The 17,593-nt window shown below is 72.9% G+C and carries 16 protein-coding genes and 1 pseudogene (1 of these 17 only partly in view); 5 read left to right on the top strand and 12 right to left on the bottom strand.

Annotation, left to right across the window (positions count from 1 at the left end; translation table 11 throughout):
- Complete coding sequence (gene mltG, locus ACFOWE_RS19000) at nucleotides 1–1,014, bottom strand: endolytic transglycosylase MltG (protein ID WP_377289597.1); 1,014 nt, start codon at nucleotides 1,012–1,014, stop codon at nucleotides 1–3.
- Nucleotides 1,015–1,942: 928 nt separating this feature from the next.
- Between mltG and ACFOWE_RS18995 the strand changes: the two genes are divergently transcribed.
- Complete coding sequence (locus ACFOWE_RS18995) at nucleotides 1,943–2,134, top strand: hypothetical protein (RefSeq protein WP_377289595.1); 192 nt, start codon at nucleotides 1,943–1,945, stop codon at nucleotides 2,132–2,134.
- A gap of 43 nt (nucleotides 2,135–2,177) precedes the next feature.
- Here the strand turns inward: ACFOWE_RS18995 and ruvX are convergent, their stop codons facing one another.
- The 6 genes from ruvX to ACFOWE_RS18965 form a co-directional block, all read right to left on the bottom strand.
- Complete coding sequence (ruvX, locus tag ACFOWE_RS18990) at nucleotides 2,178–2,642, bottom strand: Holliday junction resolvase RuvX (protein ID WP_377289593.1); 465 nt, start codon at nucleotides 2,640–2,642, stop codon at nucleotides 2,178–2,180.
- Nucleotides 2,643–2,695: 53 nt separating this feature from the next.
- Nucleotides 2,696–5,368 (bottom strand): alanine--tRNA ligase, encoded by a 2,673-nt coding sequence (alaS, locus tag ACFOWE_RS18985; RefSeq protein ID WP_377289591.1) that lies wholly within the window; start codon nucleotides 5,366–5,368, stop codon nucleotides 2,696–2,698.
- A 1-nt stretch (nucleotide 5,369) separates the two neighbouring features.
- The gene (locus ACFOWE_RS18980) at nucleotides 5,370–5,624 is read right to left on the bottom strand and encodes a hypothetical protein (protein ID WP_377289589.1); all 255 of its coding nucleotides are present in this window, start codon (nucleotides 5,622–5,624) and stop codon (nucleotides 5,370–5,372) included.
- Entirely contained in the window at nucleotides 5,621–6,043 is a 423-nt protein-coding gene (locus tag ACFOWE_RS18975) for a DUF948 domain-containing protein (RefSeq protein WP_377289587.1), read from the bottom strand. The genes ACFOWE_RS18980 and ACFOWE_RS18975 overlap by 4 nt, the downstream gene beginning before the upstream one ends.
- Nucleotides 6,044–6,131: 88 nt before the next feature.
- A complete protein-coding gene (locus tag ACFOWE_RS18970) occupies nucleotides 6,132–7,616 on the bottom strand; it encodes an isoprenylcysteine carboxylmethyltransferase family protein (protein WP_377289585.1) in 1,485 nt (494 codons plus the stop codon).
- Between the two features lie 100 nt (nucleotides 7,617–7,716).
- Nucleotides 7,717–8,613, bottom strand: a complete 897-nt coding sequence (locus tag ACFOWE_RS18965) for a hypothetical protein (RefSeq protein WP_377289583.1) — start codon at nucleotides 8,611–8,613, stop codon at nucleotides 7,717–7,719.
- 77 nt (nucleotides 8,614–8,690) lie between these two features.
- On the opposite strand from ACFOWE_RS18965, the gene ACFOWE_RS18960 reads away from it, so the two are divergent.
- Nucleotides 8,691–9,374 carry a TetR/AcrR family transcriptional regulator gene (locus tag ACFOWE_RS18960; RefSeq protein ID WP_377289581.1) on the top strand — a complete coding sequence of 228 codons (684 nt, stop codon included), beginning with the start codon at nucleotides 8,691–8,693 and terminating at the stop codon, nucleotides 9,372–9,374.
- Here the strand turns inward: ACFOWE_RS18960 and ACFOWE_RS18955 are convergent.
- Both ACFOWE_RS18955 and ACFOWE_RS18950 read right to left on the bottom strand, forming a co-directional pair.
- Nucleotides 9,371–10,690, bottom strand: coding sequence for a replication-associated recombination protein A (locus ACFOWE_RS18955; RefSeq protein WP_377289579.1), 1,320 nt, complete (start codon nucleotides 10,688–10,690; stop codon nucleotides 9,371–9,373). The genes ACFOWE_RS18960 and ACFOWE_RS18955 overlap by 4 nt on opposite strands.
- A 30-nt stretch (nucleotides 10,691–10,720) precedes the next feature.
- Nucleotides 10,721–11,191: a DUF2231 domain-containing protein gene (locus ACFOWE_RS18950; RefSeq protein ID WP_377289577.1), complete on the bottom strand. Its 471-nt coding sequence runs from the start codon at nucleotides 11,189–11,191 to the stop codon at nucleotides 10,721–10,723.
- 206 nt (nucleotides 11,192–11,397) lie between these two features.
- Here ACFOWE_RS18950 and ACFOWE_RS18945 point away from each other — a divergent pair, with 206 nt between their 5' ends.
- Nucleotides 11,398–12,291 (top strand): peptidylprolyl isomerase, encoded by an 894-nt coding sequence (locus ACFOWE_RS18945; RefSeq protein ID WP_377289575.1) that lies wholly within the window; start codon nucleotides 11,398–11,400, stop codon nucleotides 12,289–12,291.
- Nucleotides 12,292–12,493: 202 nt separating this feature from the next.
- Here ACFOWE_RS18945 and aspS read toward each other — a convergent pair whose 3' ends face one another.
- Genes aspS through ACFOWE_RS18930 form a run of 3 tightly spaced genes read right to left on the bottom strand, consistent with a single transcriptional unit; the run spans nucleotide 12,494 to nucleotide 16,217 of the window.
- Complete coding sequence (gene aspS, locus ACFOWE_RS18940; RefSeq protein ID WP_377289573.1) at nucleotides 12,494–14,257, bottom strand: aspartate--tRNA ligase; 1,764 nt, start codon at nucleotides 14,255–14,257, stop codon at nucleotides 12,494–12,496.
- On the bottom strand, nucleotides 14,254–15,516 hold the full coding sequence (gene hisS / locus ACFOWE_RS18935; RefSeq protein WP_377289571.1) for a histidine--tRNA ligase: 1,263 nt from the start codon (nucleotides 15,514–15,516) through the stop codon (nucleotides 14,254–14,256). Before hisS ends, aspS begins: the two co-directional genes overlap by 4 nt.
- 5 nt (nucleotides 15,517–15,521) lie before the next feature.
- The gene (locus ACFOWE_RS18930) at nucleotides 15,522–16,217 is read right to left on the bottom strand and encodes an MBL fold metallo-hydrolase (protein ID WP_377289641.1); all 696 of its coding nucleotides are present in this window, start codon (nucleotides 16,215–16,217) and stop codon (nucleotides 15,522–15,524) included.
- A gap of 147 nt (nucleotides 16,218–16,364) precedes the next feature.
- Here ACFOWE_RS18930 and ACFOWE_RS18925 point away from each other — a divergent pair, with 147 nt between their 5' ends.
- Both ACFOWE_RS18925 and ACFOWE_RS18920 read left to right on the top strand, forming a co-directional pair.
- Nucleotides 16,365–17,183 (top strand): peptidylprolyl isomerase, encoded by an 819-nt coding sequence (locus ACFOWE_RS18925; protein WP_377289569.1) that lies wholly within the window; start codon nucleotides 16,365–16,367, stop codon nucleotides 17,181–17,183.
- Nucleotides 17,184–17,251: 68 nt separating this feature from the next.
- Nucleotides 17,252–17,593: pseudogene (locus ACFOWE_RS18920) on the top strand (DUF349 domain-containing protein); it runs 881 nt beyond the window's last position.

The raw sequence follows: 17,593 nt of genomic DNA, 5'->3' as shown, positions 1-17,593 counted from the left end.
TCATCCCGTCCGGGTCTTCTCGAACTTGGCCTTGAGCCGGAGGAAGTCCGCCTCGGTGCTGGCGAACTCCGTGACACCGCGTTCCGGGTCGGTGGCCACGAACCAGCGCCAGTCTCCCGCGGGCGGGTTGAGCGCCGCCTGGATGGCCTGGTCACCGGGGTTGCTGATCGGCCCGGGCGGCAGTCCCGTCCGCCGGTAGGTGTTGTAGGGGGAGGTGCTCTGCAGGTCGGCGTTGGTCGCGGCGATGCCGTACTTCTTCAGCCCGTAGAACACCGTGCTGTCCATCTCCAGCTTCCGCCCCTCCTCGAGGCGGTTGTAGATGACCCGGGCGATCTTGCCCATGTCGTCGGCCTTGCCGGACTCGGCCTGGACGATGCTGGCGATCGTGATGATCTCGTGCGGGGTGCGGCCGAGCGCCTTGGCCCCGGCGACCAGCTTCTCCTTCTCCGCGGTCTCGTTGAAGCGGTCGACCATCGCGGTCAGGATGTCGGTGGCCGACATCTTGGGCGTGATGTCGTAGGTGGCCGGGAACAGATAGCCCTCGAGCCTGCCCCTGGCGTAGGACGGCAGCCCCAGGGCCTCGGTGTCCCGCGCGGCCTTCTGGAACTCCGCCGCGGCCATGCCCGTCGACTTGGCCAGCGTCGTGATCGTGTCGGACAGGCGCAGCCCTTCCTTGAGGGTGACCCGTTCCATCAACTGCTTGCCCGGGTCGAGCAGATCGACCGCCGCGGCGGCGGACATCTGCTTGCGCAGGCGGTAGACGCCCGGCTGGAGCGAGGAGCTCTTGCCCGCGGCGGCGACGGCGTTGGTGAACGCCTTGGCGCTCTTGACCACGTCCTGCTCCACCAGGGTCTGCGCGACCTCGGTGGCGGTCTGCCCCGTCTCGATCTCCACGGTGACCTCGCCGCTGCCCTGGCCGGCGTAGTCGTCGGGGGTCATCACGTCGCTCAGCCAGGTGTAGCCGTAGTAGCCGCCGGCGCCGAGGCCGCCCACCAGGATGAGCACCGCGAGCATCGGAGCCAGGAAGCCGCCCCGGTTCCGGCGCCGTTTCCGGCGGCGGCCGCGCCTCCCGGCGGAGCCGCGGCCGGAGGACGCGCGTGACCGGCGCCGTGATCGACCGTCGTCGTCCTCGGCACCGGCCAGGAAGTCCATATCAAGGTCATTCATAGATTCGCTGGCCAATCTCCCGGCGCGGATGCCCCGGCGTCAAGTCAGGATGTCGAACCATGGGGATTCACCGGGCCGGACATGCCCGCGAGCCGGGCTCCTCCGCCCGGCCTGAGGGTGCTGAGCGCCGCGCCGGGCGGGACGGGGGAACACATCGCCACTCATCACCACACCTCAGCGGCATGTTCGGTTCTTCCCGATATTTCACGAACCCACTCTCTTAGTCATGGAATTTCGCGATTCTACGCGCTGGGACACCGGCGCCGGACCTCCGTCAGCTCCCTCCCGCACCGTGCGGCGCCACCTCCAGCGTTCCCGCTCCGGGCCCGCCGCCACCACCCCGCGGCGGCACGCCACGGGGCAGGCGACCCGCTCCAGGAGGTCCGGCCGCACCGGCGGGAGCAGGCGCCACCGGATGATCGCCGCGAGGATCATCATGCCATCCGGGTCGATACTTCACATCGGCCCCATTTGCTCATATTCCGGTCTTGGAGGTGGAGCCGTCGTCCCGGACCCGAGCCGGCGTCCCGGCGTCCTGACGTCCTGACGGCCGCCATCCGACCAGGGGCACTCGGCCGGGCCACGCCGTACGCGGCGATCACCACGGCGGTGGTCCCCGCCCGCCGCCTGGTTCCAATATCGTGATCGCGTGACCGGAGTCTGCACAGTGTTCCCGGCCTCCGCCGGTGACGGGAACGTCGTGGGTTAGATCCACGCGGCGTCATGGGAGGCCGCCTGCGCCGGTTTCTTCGCCCCGGAGTTCTTCGCCGAGGCCGTGAGCCACCGGCGGGGCAAGTGGCACGGCGTGCTCGCCGGGGGCGAGGGCGCCGTCCTGCCGGCCGCGCTGGACGGGCGGCCGCCGGCCTTCTCCTACTACGGCCCCTCGCCGGCGAGGCCCGGGTCGGCGGAGATCTTCGGCGACGGCGACCCGATCGACCAGGTCGAGCACGAGCTCGTCCACCGCTGACCGCCGCCGGGGCCCGGCGCCGCTTCCCGGCCCCTCGCCCGGGTCACTTCCCGGGCTCGTCGCCCACCGGCCGCCCCGGCGGCCTGCCGGTGGCGCGTTCGGCGTCGAGGGCCGCCTGGAGCAGCACGATCGCCGCGGCCTGGTCCACCACGCCGCGCTGGTTCTTCGCCTTCACTCCGCTGGCCCGCAGGCCCTGCTGGGCGGTGACCGTGGTGAGCCGCTCGTCGAAGAGCCGGACCGGGACGGGCGTGAGCCGGGCGGCGAGCCGGCCCGCGAACTCACGGGCGAGCGCGGCCGCCTGGCCCTCCCGGCCGGAGAGCGAGGTGGGCAGGCCGACCACGACCTCGACCGCCTCGCACTCCGCCGCGATCTCCGCGATCCGGTCCAGGTCGCCCCTGCCCCGCCGTACCGTCTCGACCGGGGTGGCCAGCAGTCCCGAGGGGTCGCTGCGGGCCACGCCGATGCGGACCGAGCCGACGTCGACGCCCAGCCGTGTGCCGTGTCTCATGGAGGTCTCCTCCGCCCGCGGGCCGCCTCCCGGCCCGCGGGCGTCTCTCGCCGTCAGGCGAGCGTCTGCGCGATCGCCTGCTCGACGGCGCCGAGCGCGTCGCCGATCGCCTCCGGACGGGCGCCGCCGCCCTGGGCGATGTCGTCCTTGCCGCCACCGCCGCCGCCGAGCGCCTTGGCGGCGACGCCGACGAGGGCGCCCGCCTTCAGCTTGCGCTCACGGCCCGCCTCGTTGACCACGGCGACGACGACCGGACGGTCGCCGGGGACGCCGGCCACGACGACGGCCGCGGCGCGGTCGGCCGGGAACCGGCCGCGCACGTCGAGGGCGAGCTTGCGCAGGTCGTCGGCGGAGGTGCCGTCGGGCGCGCGGTGCGTCACGACGGAGACGCCGTGCACGTCGCGGGCCCCGGCGGCCAGCTCGCCCGCCACCGCGAGCACCTGGGCCGAGCGGAGCCTCTCCAGCTCCTTCTCGGCGGTGCGCAGCCGGGTGACGATGCCCTCGATGCGCTCGGGCAGCTCCTCGCGGCGCGCCTTGATCTGCTCGGACAGCTGCGCCACGAGCACGCTCTCGCGGGCCAGGAAGCGGAAGGCGTCCAGGCCGACCAGGGCCTCGACCCGGCGCACGCCGGCGCCGATGGAGGACTCGCCGAGCACCTTGACCAGGCCGAGCTGGCCGGAGCTGGCGACGTGGGTGCCGCCGCAGAGCTCGCGGGAGTAGTCGCCGACCTCGACGATGCGCACGACGTCGCCGTACTTCTCGCCGAACAGGGCCAGCGCGCCCATCGCCCGGGCCTCGGCCTGGGAGGTGTGGAAGGCGTTGACCTGCAGGTCGTTGATGAGGACGGCGTTGACCTCGTCCTCGACGTCGCGCAGCACGCTCGGCGGGACGGCCCCGGCCGCGGTGAAGTCGAAGCGGAAGCGGCCTGGGGAGTTCTCCGAGCCGGCCTGCGCCGCGCTCTCGCCCAGCGCGTTGCGGAAGCCGCGGTGCACCATGTGGGTGGCGGTGTGGCTGCGGGAGATGGCCCGGCGGCGCTCGACGTCGATCTCCGCCTGGACCTGGTCGCCCACCCGGATCTCGCCGCCGCGGACCTTGCCGCGGTGCACGACCAGGCCGGCGACCGGCGACTGCACGTCCACGATCTCGACCTCGGCGCCGTCGGCGCGGACGACGCCCTGGTCGGCGAGCTGGCCGCCCCCCTCGGCGTAGAAGGGGGTACGGCTGAGCACGACCTCGACCGTGGTGCCCGCGCCCGCCGCGGGCACCGAGGCGCCGTCGACGAGCAGGCCGACGACCTGGGACTCGGCGCTGACCTGGTCGTAGCCGAGGAACTCGACCTTGCCGGCCTTCTCCAGGATCTGCCCGAAGACCGAGATGTCGGCGTTGCCGGTCTTCTTCGCGGCGGCGTCGGCCTTGGCGCGGTCGCGCTGCTCCTTCATCAGCCGGCGGAAGCCCTCCTCGTCGACCTTGAGGCCCTGCTCGGAGGCCATCTCCAGGGTCAGGTCGATCGGGAAGCCGTAGGTGTCGTGGAGCTGGAAGGCCTGCTCGCCGGGCAGCACGGTCGCGGACCTGCGCTTGGTCTCCTCCACCGCCGCGTCGAAGATCGCGGTGCCGGTGCGGAGCGTGCCGAGGAAGGACGCCTCCTCGGCGTCGATGACGCCGTGGATCTGCGGGGCGTCGGACTTGAGCTCGGGGTACAGCTCGCCCATCACGTCGATCGCGACGGCGGTGAGCTCGTGCATGTAGCGATCCTCGCCGGAGCCGAGCAGCCGCAGGTTGCGGATCGTGCGGCGCAGGATGCGGCGGAGCACGTAGCCCCGGCCCTCGTTGCCGGGCAGCACGCCGTCGGCGACCAGCATGGTGCCGGTGCGGACGTGGTCGGCGACCACGCGCAGGCTGACGTCGGCGCGCTCGTCGCGGCCGTAGCGGGTCTTGGTCAGCTCGGCGGCGCGGTCGAGGATCTTGTAGGTGGTGTCGATCTCGTAGATGTTGTCGACGCCCTGCAGGATCGCGGCCATGCGCTCCAGGCCCATGCCGGTGTCGACGCTCTTGGCGGGCAGGTCCCCGAGGATCGGGAAGTCCTCCTTGCCGCTGCCCGGGCCGCGCTCGAACTGCATGAAGACGTTGTTCCACACCTCGAGGTAGCGGTTCTCGTCGGCGACCGGACCGCCCTCGCGGCCGTACTCCGGGCCGCGGTCGTAGTAGATCTCGGTGCAGGGGCCGCAGGGGCCGGGCACGCCCATCGACCAGAAGTTGTCGGCCATGCCGCGGCGCTGGATGCGCTCGGCGGGGACGCCGACCTTCTTGTTCCAGAGCTCGGCGGCCTCGTCGTCGTCGTGGTAGACGGTGACCCAGAGCCGGTCCTCGGGGAAGCCGAACCCGCCGTCGGCCTCGGAGCGGGTCAGCAGCTCCCAGGCGAACGGGATCGCGTCGTCCTTGAAGTAGTCGCCGAAGGAGAAGTTGCCCAGCATCTGGAAGAAGGTGGCGTGCCGGGTGGTCTTGCCGACCTCGTCGATGTCCGGGGTGCGCACGCACTTCTGCACGCTCGCCGCCCGCTTGTAGGGGGGCGTGCGCTGGCCCAGGAAGTAGGGCTTGAAGGGGACCATGCCCGCGGGGACCAGAAGGAGCGTCGGGTCCTCGGCGATCAGGCTGGCCGAGGGCACGACGGTGTGCCCACGCTCCTCGAAGAAGCGCAGGAAGCGGCGGGCGATCTCTGCCGACTCCATGTCAGCGGCCATCCTTTACGTCGTAGTTGTAGATGTCTTCCAGCCTGTCGAGGCCGAACCGGGACCGCAACTCGCTTTCCCGCACGGCCGCGTCGTCCAGGGCCTCGGCGGCCGCGTCCCTGGCCTCCGCCAGCAGGCCCGCGGCGCCCCGCGCCGCGCGCCGCGCCAGGTGGTCGGGGTGCAGCTCGGCCAGCCTACGCCTCGCCCACAGCGCGCAGAACGCGCCCAGCGACATGTAGAACAGCCGCCGGATCACCGCGGCCGCCTCTCCAGCGCCCGGGCCTCGACCTGGCGGGCCGTCAGGCGCCGGGAGCGGGACCCGGCGGGCACGCGGGCGCCGATGGCCCGGTAGAGGCCGTGGCCGAGCGCCGCCACCTTGATCATAGGACCGGTCACCAGCACCTGGGTCACGTTGCTGACCCGGGCCACGTGCCCGCTGATCTGCTTGACGTCGCGGACGACGGCCTCGACGGCGACGAGCTGGCGGTTCGTCTCGGTGACGGTGACGGCCGCGTCCTCCAGCAGCGGCACGGCCCGCTCGCTCAGCTCGGAGACCATCTTGGTGGTCTCGGTGAGCAGCCGGGACAGTTTGAGCAGGACCATGGCCAGAAAGCAGACCAGGACCACCCACGCCACGGCCACGATCAGTCCGGCGACCTCTCCCGCGGTAAGCATGCGCAGATCTCCCTGTCTCACCCGGCTCCGGAATGGCAAGACCCTACCGTGTCCCGCCCCGTTCCCCCGGCATGCCGCACGCGGCGGGCTATCTCCGGATATGCGGAGCCGGTCCACCGGATGTCGCGGTGCTCCCGCCTCGACCGGGTCCTGCCTGCACGTCCGGGGCCGCGTACCCCCGCGCCCCCGTCTGAAACACCCCGTCCGGTCCCGCCTCCGGGACGGTCTCCGGAGCGCCGTGCGGCTCCCGCTGCGCCCGACCGGCCCCCGGCATCTCACCCGCCTTCAGCGCCTCACCCGCCTTCAGCGCCTCACCGGCCCCCGCCGCCCGCGGCCCGGCCCCGAAGGCGTCGGCGCACAGCTGCGCGAACCGGGTGACCCCCGGCAGCAGGAGCGCCCAGCCCACCAGGGCCCAGCCCAGGTGGATGTGGACCAGGGCGTGCGCGAGCGCGGCCACCCCCTCCGCCGTGCGGCCGTCCGCCGCCTCGTAGGTGATCCGGCGCGTCCCGGAGCGGGTCTCGGCCGCCAGCACCCGGAGCCCCGCCGGGGAGCGCCTCCTGATCCAGGCGCCCACCTGGGAGCACTGGCCGCAGACGGCCGAGACGTACACCGCCGCGCCCGGCCCCGGCATCCGGGCCGGGCGCGGCCTCGGCAGCCAGGGCCGCACCCGGCGGCGGTACTCCTCCCACTCCGCGCCGAAGCGCCCCGTCAGCTGCTCCCCCTCGTGCCAGGCCGCCAGCCCCGCGCCGTAGGTGAAGGCGACGGCCGCGGCGGCGAGGAAGACCGGCTCGAAGGGGGCGAGCACGAGGTAGCCCGCCGTCATGGAGACCTGCATCGGGTTGCGCACGTAGGCGTAGGGCCCACCGGTCACCAGGCGCTCCGGCGGGTCGTACGGCAGCGGCGTGCCCCCGCCGGCGGCCGCGAACTCCCGGACCGCGGCCACCCCGAGCAGCAGCGGCACGGCGAGCACCTGGGCGAGCAGGCCGAGCGCCCACTCCGGCTGCCGCCACACGCCGGTCAGCGCGACCGGCAGGACCAGCCCGAGCCCGGCGGCCAGCACGACCTGCATGCTGGCCCGGGCCCGGAGCCGGGCGCCGGCGGCGGTCCAGCGGGCCAGCAGCAGGCCGGGCACCAGGCCGGCCGCGACGGCGACGGCCTCCCCGGTGAGCCAGTCGCCGCCCAGGGCGACGACGGGGGCCGCCAGCGGCATGAACGCCAGGTCCAGCCAGACCAGGACGGCCGCCGTGGCGGGCAGCGGGACGGGACGGGCCGTGCGCGCGGTGGCGAGCGCGGGGACCGCGCCCCACAGCAGCGCCCAGCCCAGCAGCAGGTCCACCGGGAGGCCGTGCACGACGGCGCCCTCGGCCGCGAAGCGCCACCAGCCCGTCGCGCCGGCGAGGAGGTTCACTCCGGTCAGCGCCAGCAGGTTCCACGCCGTGGCGAGGATCGCGGCGGCGATGTCGCGCTCCGCCGGGCCGCGGAGCCGGGCCGCGACCGCGACGGCCAGCAGCGGCGCCATGATCGCCACTCCGCGGACGAGAGCCGGATCCGCCGCGTATCCCGTGGCGTTCACCCGGCCTCTCCCCTCCGGGCGGTTCCCCGCCCGCGCCGCACGCCGTCCATCCGGTCCACAGGGTCCACCGGGTCGGCCAGGCTCACGGGGTTCACGGGACTCATCTGGCGAACGTCTCGGCGAGGTACCCGGCGGCCTCGCCGGCGGCGTACCGCTGGAGGGGACCGAAGTACCAGCCGGGGTCGAAGGTGCGGCGGTAGCGCAGCGTCACGGTGAGCCGGTCGCCGCTCCAGGCGAACTCGGCCTCGCGCAGGTCCATCCAGCGCGCCAGAGTGGTGTCGCGCACCACGGCGAAGGCGACGCGGCCGGGGCCGCGCCCGGTGACCTTCAGGGTCATGGCGCGCGCCTCCGGGACGGCGCCGATGCCCAGGGAGCGGCGCGGGGTGAAGGTGATCTCCCGGGTGTCCCCGACCTCCAGGCCCTCGCCCGCCGAGCGCACCGGCCGGGGGAAGCCCAGCCTCAGGAACGTCGATCCGACCGGCCCGAACTCCGGGACGCCGGCCAGGGCCCGCTCCACGTCCGCTCCGGCGACCTGGCGGGTGGCGGTCACCTCGGTGTCGCGGGGCGGGGCCGTCAGCTCCGCGCCGCCCGCGGCGAGGGCGAGGAGCACCAGCGGGGTGGTGAGCGCGTGCGTCCCCCGGTCGCGCAGGGAGTCGGCGACGAGCCCGATCACCAGGCCCACCAGGTAGAACAGCGGGGCCGCCATGACCAGGCAGACGATCCCCTCGCCGAGCAGCGGTCCGGCGAGGGCGAGCCCGGCGGTGATCGCGGCCATGACCGTCCCGGTGGCGCTGCGCGGCCGGGCCCGCAGCACGACCGTGATCGCGATGACGGCGGGCACGCCGACGTAGAACAGGGCGGTCTGCTCCAGGTGCCCGGCGTGCAGCGTCCGGTAGAGCAGGAAGGCGGCGAACAGGGCGAGCAGCAGGCCCGCGAGGGTCCGCCGCGCCCGGCTCCGGTGCCGCGGATCGGGGAGGGGGCCGGTGTCGTCGTCCATGGAGTCCTCTTCACCAATCGGTTTAATCACTTGATTAAACCGTATGATTAGCGCAAACGAGACGCAAGGGGGTCCCGGTGGGGAAGCAGACCGGTGAGGAGACACGCCGGCGGCTGGTCGAGGCCGCGGCGGAGGTCCTGCTGGCCGACGGATACGCGGGCACCAGCGCCCGCGCCGTCGCCAAGGCGGCGGGAGTGAACTCGGCGCTGGTCTTCTACCACTTCGGCGGGGTCGACCAGCTGCTGCTGGCCGCGCTGGACCGCTCGTCCGAGCAGCGGATGACGGCCTACCGGGAGGCGGTGGCCGGCGCGCGCACGCTGGAGGAGCTCGTCGAGGCCGCCAACGCGATCTACCGGGCCGACCTGGAGGGCGGGCACATCACGCTCTTCTCCGAGCTCGTCGGGGCCGGCATCGCCAAGCCGGAGCTCCGCGCGGAGATCACCAGGCGGGCCGAGCCGTGGATCGAGTTCGTCGAGCAGACCCTGGAGCGGGTCATCGGCGGCTCGCCCCTGGCCCGGCTCCTGCCGCCCCGCGAGCTGGCCTACGCCGCGATCACGTTCTACCTCGGCGTCAACCTGTTCACGCACCTGGACGCCGACCGGTCCCGGACCGAGGCGGTGTTCGACCTGGCCGCCCGGGTCGCCCCCCGCGCCCGGCTGCTGACCGTACGGCTCCCGCGCCGCCGCTCCAGGACGGCGGAGCGGCCCGGTTCCGCGGCCGGGGAGGAGACCGGGCCCACGGCCGGGGAGGAGCCCGCCTAGTCTCCCTGGCCGCCGCGGAGGAAGGCGCGGATCCTGGCCCAGCGGTCCGCGAAGCCCGCCTCGGCGCCGTGCCGGGTGGGCCGGTAGTAGCGGCGGCCGCGCAGCGGCTCCGGGAGGTGGTCCTGGCGGACCAGGCCGTGCTCGAAGTCGTGCGGGTACTTGTAGCCCTTGCCGTGGCCGAGCCCGGCGGCCCCGGGGTAGTGGGCGTCGCGCAGGTGGCCGGGGACCTGTCCGATGTCGCCGCGCCGCACGTCGGCCGCGGCCGCGTCGACGGCGGTGATCACCGCGTTGGACTTGGGGGCCAGCGCGCAGTGGATGACCGCCTGGGCGAGGTTGATCCGCCCCTCGGGCAGGCCGATGAACTCCACCGCCTGGGCCGCGGCCACCGCGGTCTGCAGGCAGGTGGGGTCGGCCATGCCGACGTCCTCCGAGGCGAAGATCACAATGCGCCGGGCGATGAAGCGGGGATCCTCCCCCGCCTCGACCATGCGGGCCAGGTAGTGCAGGGCGGCGTCGGCGTCGGAGCCGCGCATGCTCTTGATGAAGGCGCTGACCACGTCGTAGTGCTGGTCGCCCTGGCGGTCGTAGCGGACCGCCGCCTTGTCCACCGCGCGCTCCACCACCTCGACGGTGACCTCACCGTCGGCGATCAGCGCGGCGGCCTCCAGATAGGTGAGCGAGCGGCGGGCGTCTCCCCCCGCCAGCCGGACGAGGTGGCCGGCCGCCTCGGGCGTCAGGCGGACCTTCCCGTCCAGGCCGCGGGGGTCGGCGACCGCCCGCTCCAGCACCGCGCGGACGTCGTCGTCGGACAGGGGCTCCAGGGTCAGCAGCAGGGAGCGCGACAGCAGCGGCGAGATGACGGAGAAGAACGGGTTCTCCGTGGTCGCGCCGATGAAGGTGACCCAGCGGTTCTCCACCGCCGGCAGCAGGGCGTCCTGCTGGGCCTTGTTGAACCGGTGCACCTCGTCGACGAAGAGCACGGTCTGCCGGCCGGACATGCCCAGCTCGCGCCGGGCCTGCTCGATGGCCGCGCGGACCTCCTTGACCCCGGCCGAGACCGCGGACACCTCGACGAACCGGCGCCGGGTCACCCCGGCCACGACGTAGGCCAGGGTGGTCTTGCCGGTGCCGGGCGGCCCCCACAGGAACAGGGACATCGGCGCCTCGGCCTCGACGAGCCGGCGCAGCGGCGTGCCCTGGCCCAGCAGGTGCCGCTGGCCGATCACCTCGTCCAGGCTCCGCGGGCGCATCCGGACCGCGAGGGGCTCCTGGCCGCGGTGGGCCTCCTGGGCCGCCGAATCGAACAGGCTCTCCACGCCCCCGACAGTACCGCCGCCCGCGGGAGATCAGCTTCCCCAGACGGCCTCGGCGCCACTGTGCCCGGCGCGCGCCACGTAGTAGGCCGCCACCGCGGCCGCCACCACGGCCAGGCCGCTCACCGCCAGGGAGACCGGCCGGCCGTACCGGTCGGTCCCGCCGGGCCGGGCGACGTGCACCAGCCCCAGCGAGGCCAGGCCGAGGACGAGCGCGGCCAGCGCCAGCGGCGTGCCGAAGCCCTCGTGCTCGGCGATGCGCTCGCCCAGCCGCCCGCTCGCCGAGGAGAACCGGGCGTCCTTCAGCGCGGCGCCGCTCTGCCGGGCGGCGAGGGCCGCGACGGGTCCCGCCACGGCCAGGCCCAGCAGCGCCCAGGCCAGCGCGGCGCGCGTGCGCGGGGCCAGTGCGTAGACCACCGCCGCCACCGCCAGCAGCGGCGTCAGGACCACGGTCGCGTGGACGATCAGGGGGTGGGCCGGCAGGCCCAGGATCTCGTCGAGCACGGGGGGACTCCAGTCGTGCGGGCTATGTCGTCACCAGGGACGAATCCCATCACGCGGGGGATCTGGAACGCGTAAAGAGCACCCGGCTCGTCCCCTCTGCCCCATCCGTAAGCCTGCGCCACTTACATTCAGCACACGCCGGGGCCGGTACGCTTTCGCACAGTTGGTTGACAGTCACACAGACGGTGATCCTGGAGGACATTGCGGTGAGCGGCGAAGACCGCCAGAGCCAGCTGGCGCGGGAGCACAGGGAGCGGCAGGCCCAGCGTGCTGAGCAGGCGAGCAAGGCGAAGCGGAACACCTTCATCGGAGCCGGCGCCGCGGTGGTGGTCGTGGTCGGAGGCGTGGTCGCCGCCTCGGTCCTGCTCGGCGCGGAGGACGGCACGCGGAACGCGGCCGCGACGAGCTCGCCCAGCCCGTCGCAGAGCGCCTCGCAGAGCGCTTCGCCGGCTCCCTCCCCCTCGCTGAAGCCGGGCGCCGTCACCTGCGAGTACCGCAAGGACACCAGCGACATCCCCGTCAAGTTCGTGGGCTACCCGTCCAAGAAACCGAACCTGGACCTGAAGACGATGACGATCACCACCAACCACGGTGACATCGTGATCGACCTGGCGACCGCGGCGGCCCCCTGCACCGTCAACTCGATGGCCTTCCTCGCCAAGAAGAACTTCTACGACGGCACCAAGTGCCACCGCCTGGCCACCCCGGAGAACTCCGGCCTGGCCCTGCTGCAGTGCGGCGACCCGAAGGCCAAGGCCGACGGCAAGAACTCCACCGACGGCCAGGGCAGCTCCGGCTACGTCTTCAACGACGAGAACCTCGGCGGCATGTCGTACGGCAGGGGCACGGTCGCCCTGGCCCAGGCCCCCGACGCGGCCAACCAGAACGGCAGCCAGTTCTGGATCTCCTACGCCGACGACACCACGCAGCTCGACTCGGGGGCGGCCTACACGCCGTTCGGCACCGTCTCCAAGGGCATGGAGATCGTCGACAAGATCGTCAAGGGCGGCTGGATCACCAACCCCGACGACGTCACCGGCGACGGCGGCTCGCACGCCCCGAAGATCCCGGTGCTCATCAAGGACGTCAAGCTCTCCTGAGGCGGGCGCACGCGACGCCCCGGCGGTGGAGCCCACCGCCGGGGCGTCCGGCTTCCCACGGCCTTCCCCAGGCCTTCCCCGGGGCTTCCCGCCAGGTGGACACCCGTCCGTGGACACGGCGGCGCCCCGGCGGGCGTGATGCCCACCGGGGCGCCTGTCACGAGCGAGGGCCGGCCCCGCGGGACCGCAGGCCGGGACGCGATCAGGCCCCGGACGCCTCCGCCTCCTTGGGCTTGGCGTCCACACCGGCCTCCTTGCGCTGCTCGGCCGTGATCGGGGTGGGAGCCCCGGTCAGCGGGTCGAAGCCGGAGGCCGTCTTCGGGAAGGCGATGACGTCGCGGATCGAGTCGCCGCCCGCGAGCAGCATGCAGATCCGGTCCCAGCCGTAGGCGATGCCGCCGTGCGGCGGCGGGCCGTACTTGAACGCCTCCAGCAGGAAGCCGAACTTGCTCTCGGCCTCCTCCTTGGAGATGCCGAGCACGTCGAAGACACGCTGCTGCATCTCGGCGCGGTGGATACGGATCGAGCCGCCGCCGATCTCCATGCCGTTGCAGACCATGTCGTAGGCGTAGGCCAGCGCCTCGCCGGGACTGTCCTGGAAGGTGTCGGCCCACTCGGGCTTGGGCCCGGTGAACGGGTGGTGGACGGCGGTCCAGCCGGACTGGCGGCCGACGTCGTCGTAGACCGGCTCGAACATGGGCGCGTCGACGACCCAGAGGAAGTTCCACGCCGACTCGTCGATCAGGCCGCAGCGCCGGCCGATCTCCAGGCGGGCCGCGCCGAGCAGGTCGCGGGACTCGGCGGGCTTGCCCGCCGCGAAGAAGATCGCGTCGCCGGGCTTGGCGCCCACCTCGGCGGCCAGCCCCGCGGTCTCGGTCTCCGACAGGTTCTTGGCGACCGGGCCGCCGAGCGTGCCGTCCTCGCCGACGAGCACGTAGGCCAGGCCCCGGGCGCCGCGCGACTTGGCCCACTCCTGCCAGGCGTCCAGCTCCTTGCGGGTCTGGGAGGCGCCGCCGGGCATGACCACGGCGCCGACGTACGGCGCCTGGAAGACGCGGAAACTCGTCTCGGCGAAGAAGGAGGTCATCTCGACCAGCTCGCAGCCGAAGCGCAGGTCCGGCTTGTCGGAACCGTAGCGGGCCATCGCCTCAGCGTAGGTCATCCGGGGCAGCGGCATCGGGATCTCGTAGCCGAGCGTCTCCTTCCAGACCCGGCCGACCAGCGCCTCGCCCAGGGCGATGACGTCGTCCTGGTCCACGAAGGACATCTCGATGTCGATCTGGGTGAACTCCGGCTGCCGGTCGGCGCGCAGGTCCTCGTCGCGGTAGCACTTGGCGAGCTGGTAGTAGCGCTCCAGGCCGGCGACCTGCAGCAGCTGCTTGAACAGCTGCGGCGACTGCGGCAGGGCGTACCAGCTGCCGGGCTGCAGGCGGACCGGGACCAGGAAGTCGCGGGCGCCCTCCGGGGTGGAGCGGGTCAGCGTCGGGGTCTCGACGTAGACGAACCCGTGCTCCTTCATCACCTCGTGGGCCAGGTAGGTGGCCTGGGAGCGGATCCGCATGGCCTGCGCGACCTGCTGGCGGCGGATGTCGAGGTAGCGGTACTTGAGCCGGGCTTCTTCGGAGATGCCCGCAGCGCCTTCGATGGGGAACGGGAGCGGGGCCGACTCGCTCAGCACCTCGACCTCGGCGGCGACGACCTCGATCTCGCCGGTCGGCAGGTCGGGGTTCTCGTTGCCCGCGGGGCGCACCCGCACCTCGCCGACGACCTTCACGCAGTACTCGGCGCGCAGGCCGTGCGCGTCGTCCTCCTCGCGGAAGACCACCTGGGCCGTGCCGGAGGCGTCCCGCAGGTCGATGAAGACCACGCCGCCGTGGTCACGGCGGCGCGCCACCCATCCGGCCAGCGTCACCTGCTCGCCCGCGTGCTCCTTTCGGAGCGACCCGGCGGTGTGCGTGCGAATCACGAAAGCTTCCCCTTCAGGATTTCGGCGACCTCGGCCAACGGCACCTCGGTCTGCTCTGCGGTGGTCAGGTCCTTCAGCTGCACGGCCCGCGCCTCGAGGTCGCGCTCGCCCAGGATCAGCGCGTAGCGCGCCCCGGACCGGTCGGCGCCCTTCATGGCCCCCTTGACGCCCTTGCCGCCGAACGACATGTCGGCGTCGAGGCCCGCCCGGCGCAGCTCGGTGACGAGCTGGAACATCCGGCGGCGCGCCGCGTCGCCCAGCGGGACACCGTACACCTGGACGCGTCCGCGCGCCTCGTCGCTCTCCAGCAGTCCCTCGGCCTCCATGGCGAGGACGGTGCGGTCCACGCCGAGCGCCCAGCCGACGCTCGGCAGCGCCGGGCCGCCGATCATCTCGCTCAGCCCGTCGTAGCGGCCGCCGCCGCCGACCGCGGACTGCGAGCCCAGGCCGTCGTGGACGAACTCGAAGGTCGTGCGGGTGTAGTAGTCGAGCCCCCGGACCAGCCGGGGGTCGTCGGTGTAGGCGATGCCGGAGGCGGTCAGCAGGGCGCGGACCTCCTCGTGGTAGGCCTTGCACGCCTGGCACAGGTGGTCGACGACCAGCGGCGCGCCGGCGAGCTGCGCCCGCACCTCGGGCCGCTTGTCGTCCAGCACGCGCAGCGGGTTGATCTCGATGCGCTCCCGGGTGGCCTCGTCGAGGTCGAGGGCGCGCAGGAAGTCCTGGAGCGCGGCCCGGTAGGCGGGGCGGCACTCCTTGCAGCCCAGCGTGTTGAGCAGCAGCCGGACCCCGGTCAGGCCCAGGCCGGCGAAGCCGTCGTGGGCCAGCAGGATCAGCTCGGCGTCCAGCGCCGGGTCCTCGGCGCCGACGGCCTCGGCGCCGACCTGCGAGAAGTGCCGGTAGCGGCCCTTCTGCGCGCGTTCGTAGCGGAACTGGCTCCCGGAGTACCAGAGCTTGACCGGCAGCTGCCCGTTGTGCAGTCCGTGCTGGAGCACGGCCCGCATGACCGGGGCCGTACCCTCCGGGCGGAGCGTGATGGAGCGCCCGCCCTTGTCGGTGAAGGTGTACATCTCCTTGGAGACGACGTCGGTCGACTCCCCGACACCGCGGACGAACAGCGCGGTGTCCTCGAAGGTCGGCGTCTCGACGTAGCCGTAGCCCGCGCGGCGGACCGGGGCGACGAGCGTCTCGCGCACGGCGAGGACGCGCTCGGAGCGCGGCGGGAGCCAGTCGAAGGTGCCCTTGGGCGCCTGGAAGGTCATGGTGTCTAGATTCCCCTGGTGGGACCGGCGAACGGGGCGGCCTCCGCGAGGTACGGGTTGGTGGCGCGCTCGGTGCCGATCGTGGTCTGTGGTCCGTGGCCGGGCAGGACCACCGTGTCGTCCGGCAGCGGCAGGCACGTGCCGGCCAGGCTGCGCAGGATGGTCGGGTAGTCGCCGCCCGGCAGGTCGGTGCGGCCGATGGAGCCGGCGAACAGCAGGTCGCCCGAGAACATCACGTCCGGGATCTCGTCCGTGCGGGGCAGCCTGAACGTCACCGACCCCCTGGTATGGCCCGGCGTGTGGTCGACCACCAGCTCCATGCCCGCGAGGCGGAGCACCTCGCCGTCGGCGAGCTCGCGCACGTCGTCGGGCTCGGTGAAGGTCAGCCCGCCGAACAGCTGCTGCCGCGCCATCAGCGACAGCCCCTTGCCCGGGTCGGAGAGCAGATCCCGGTCCTCCGGGTGGATCCACGCCGGGACGTCCCGGGCTCCGCAGACCGGGGCGACCGACCACATGTGGTCGATGTGGCCGTGCGTGACCAGCACCGCGACCGGCTTGAGCCGATGCTCGCGCAGCACGTCGTCCAGGTCGCCGACGGCGTTCTGCCCCGGATCGACGATCACGCACTCCTCGCCCGCGGCGGGAGCGACGACGTAGCAGTTGGTCTGGAAGGACCCTGCGGGGAAGCCGGCGATCAGCATCTGCCTCAGCTGTCTCGTCAAGAATGCGGATGGGAATGTAACCGAAGGGTACCGGTGAGGGTCTGCGGGCTGCGAACCATGACCCTCCGGCCGATACGATTCGCCCACCTCGATATCGATACTTCAGGCTCCCGGGAGGGCTGAGCTGTGAGCGGCAAGGACCGCCAGAAGCAGTTGGCGCGCGAGCACTACGAGCGGCAGATCCAGCGGCGCACGGAGCGCGAGGCCAGGGCCAAGCGGATGACGATCATCGGCAGCGGCGTGGCGACGGTCGTGGTCGTGGGAGCCGTGATCGCCGCGACGGTCCTGCTCGGCGGGGGGGACGACGCCCCCGCCACCACCGGCCAGCCCACGGCCTTCGACCCCGCCAGCGGCACCTGCGGCTACGCGGCCGCCACCGAGGGCCAGGTCAAGGACGTCGGCATGCCGCCGGCCAAGGTCGACACCTCGCCGGAGACGATGACCCTGAAGACCAACCTCGGCGACATCGTCATCAAGCTCGACCCGGCGAAGACTCCCTGCACGGTCAACTCCTTCGCCCACCTGGCGGGCAAGGACTACTTCGACGGCTCCAAGTGCCACCGCCTGGGCTCCGACCGGTTCCCGATCCTGCAGTGCGGCGACCCGCTGGCCAAGGCCGACGGCGAGGGCGCGACCGACGGCCAGGGCGGTCCCGGCTACCGCTTCGTGGACGAGAACCTCGCCGGCGCCAAGTACACCCGCGGCGTGGTGGCCATGGCCAACAGCGGCCCGGACACCAACGGCAGCCAGTTCTTCATCGTCTACGGCGACGCCTCCAGCCTCACCGCGAACCCGAACTACACGCCGTTCGGTACGGTTACCAAGGGTCTGGAGATCGTCGACGAGGTGAACAAGGCCGGCGTCATCGGCGACGGGGGCGACGGAACCGGAGCCCCCAAGAAGACAGTCGAGATCAAAGACGTGACAATATCCGCCAAGGGCTGACGTAATACAACCGAACACATCCGGGGCCGAGGGCTCCGGAAGGGCTGACGAAAGTGCGGGAGGACACGGTGAGCACCGACCCGTGGGGCCGGGTAGACGACGACGGCACCGTCTACGTGCGTACGGCTGAGGGAGAGCGGGCCGTCGGGTCCTGGAAGGCCGGCGAGCCGGAGGAGGCCCTGGCCTACTTCCGGCGCAAGTTCGACGAGCTGGCCGGTCAGGTCACGCTGCTGGAGCAGCGGGTGCGCGGCACCGACCTGGCTCCCGCCCAGGCCGAGGCGTCCATCGCCAAGATCCGCGAGTCCGTCACCGACGCGCACGCGGTCGGCGACCTCGACGCGCTGCTGAAGCGGCTGGACGCGCTCAGCGAGCTGGTCGCCCAGCGCCGCGAGGAGGTCAAGGCGGGCCGC

The organism is Planomonospora corallina, assembly GCF_042650625.1.
In the GTDB taxonomy this organism is placed as follows: Bacteria; Actinomycetota; Actinomycetes; order Streptosporangiales; family Streptosporangiaceae; genus Planomonospora_B; species Planomonospora_B corallina.
The sequence above is the reverse complement of the archived record's forward strand: the minus strand, read 5'-3'. Positions and strand labels throughout refer to the sequence as shown.

Excerpts from the sequence above, each read along its gene's own strand:
- mltG (WP_377289597.1), bottom strand. The coding sequence starts at position 1,014 with ATGCTCGCGGTGCTCATCCTGGTGGGCGGCCTCGGCGCCGGCGGCTAC.
- ruvX (WP_377289593.1), bottom strand. The coding sequence starts at position 2,642 with ATGAGACACGGCACACGGCTGGGCGTCGACGTCGGCTCGGTCCGCATC.
- alaS (WP_377289591.1), bottom strand. The coding sequence starts at position 5,368 with ATGGAGTCGGCAGAGATCGCCCGCCGCTTCCTGCGCTTCTTCGAGGAG.
- ACFOWE_RS18975 (WP_377289587.1), bottom strand. The coding sequence starts at position 6,043 with ATGCTTACCGCGGGAGAGGTCGCCGGACTGATCGTGGCCGTGGCGTGG.
- ACFOWE_RS18965 (WP_377289583.1), bottom strand. The coding sequence starts at position 8,613 with ATGGACGACGACACCGGCCCCCTCCCCGATCCGCGGCACCGGAGCCGG.
- hisS (WP_377289571.1), bottom strand. The coding sequence starts at position 15,516 with ATGACCTTCCAGGCGCCCAAGGGCACCTTCGACTGGCTCCCGCCGCGC.
- ACFOWE_RS18930 (WP_377289641.1), bottom strand. The coding sequence starts at position 16,217 with ATGCTGATCGCCGGCTTCCCCGCAGGGTCCTTCCAGACCAACTGCTAC.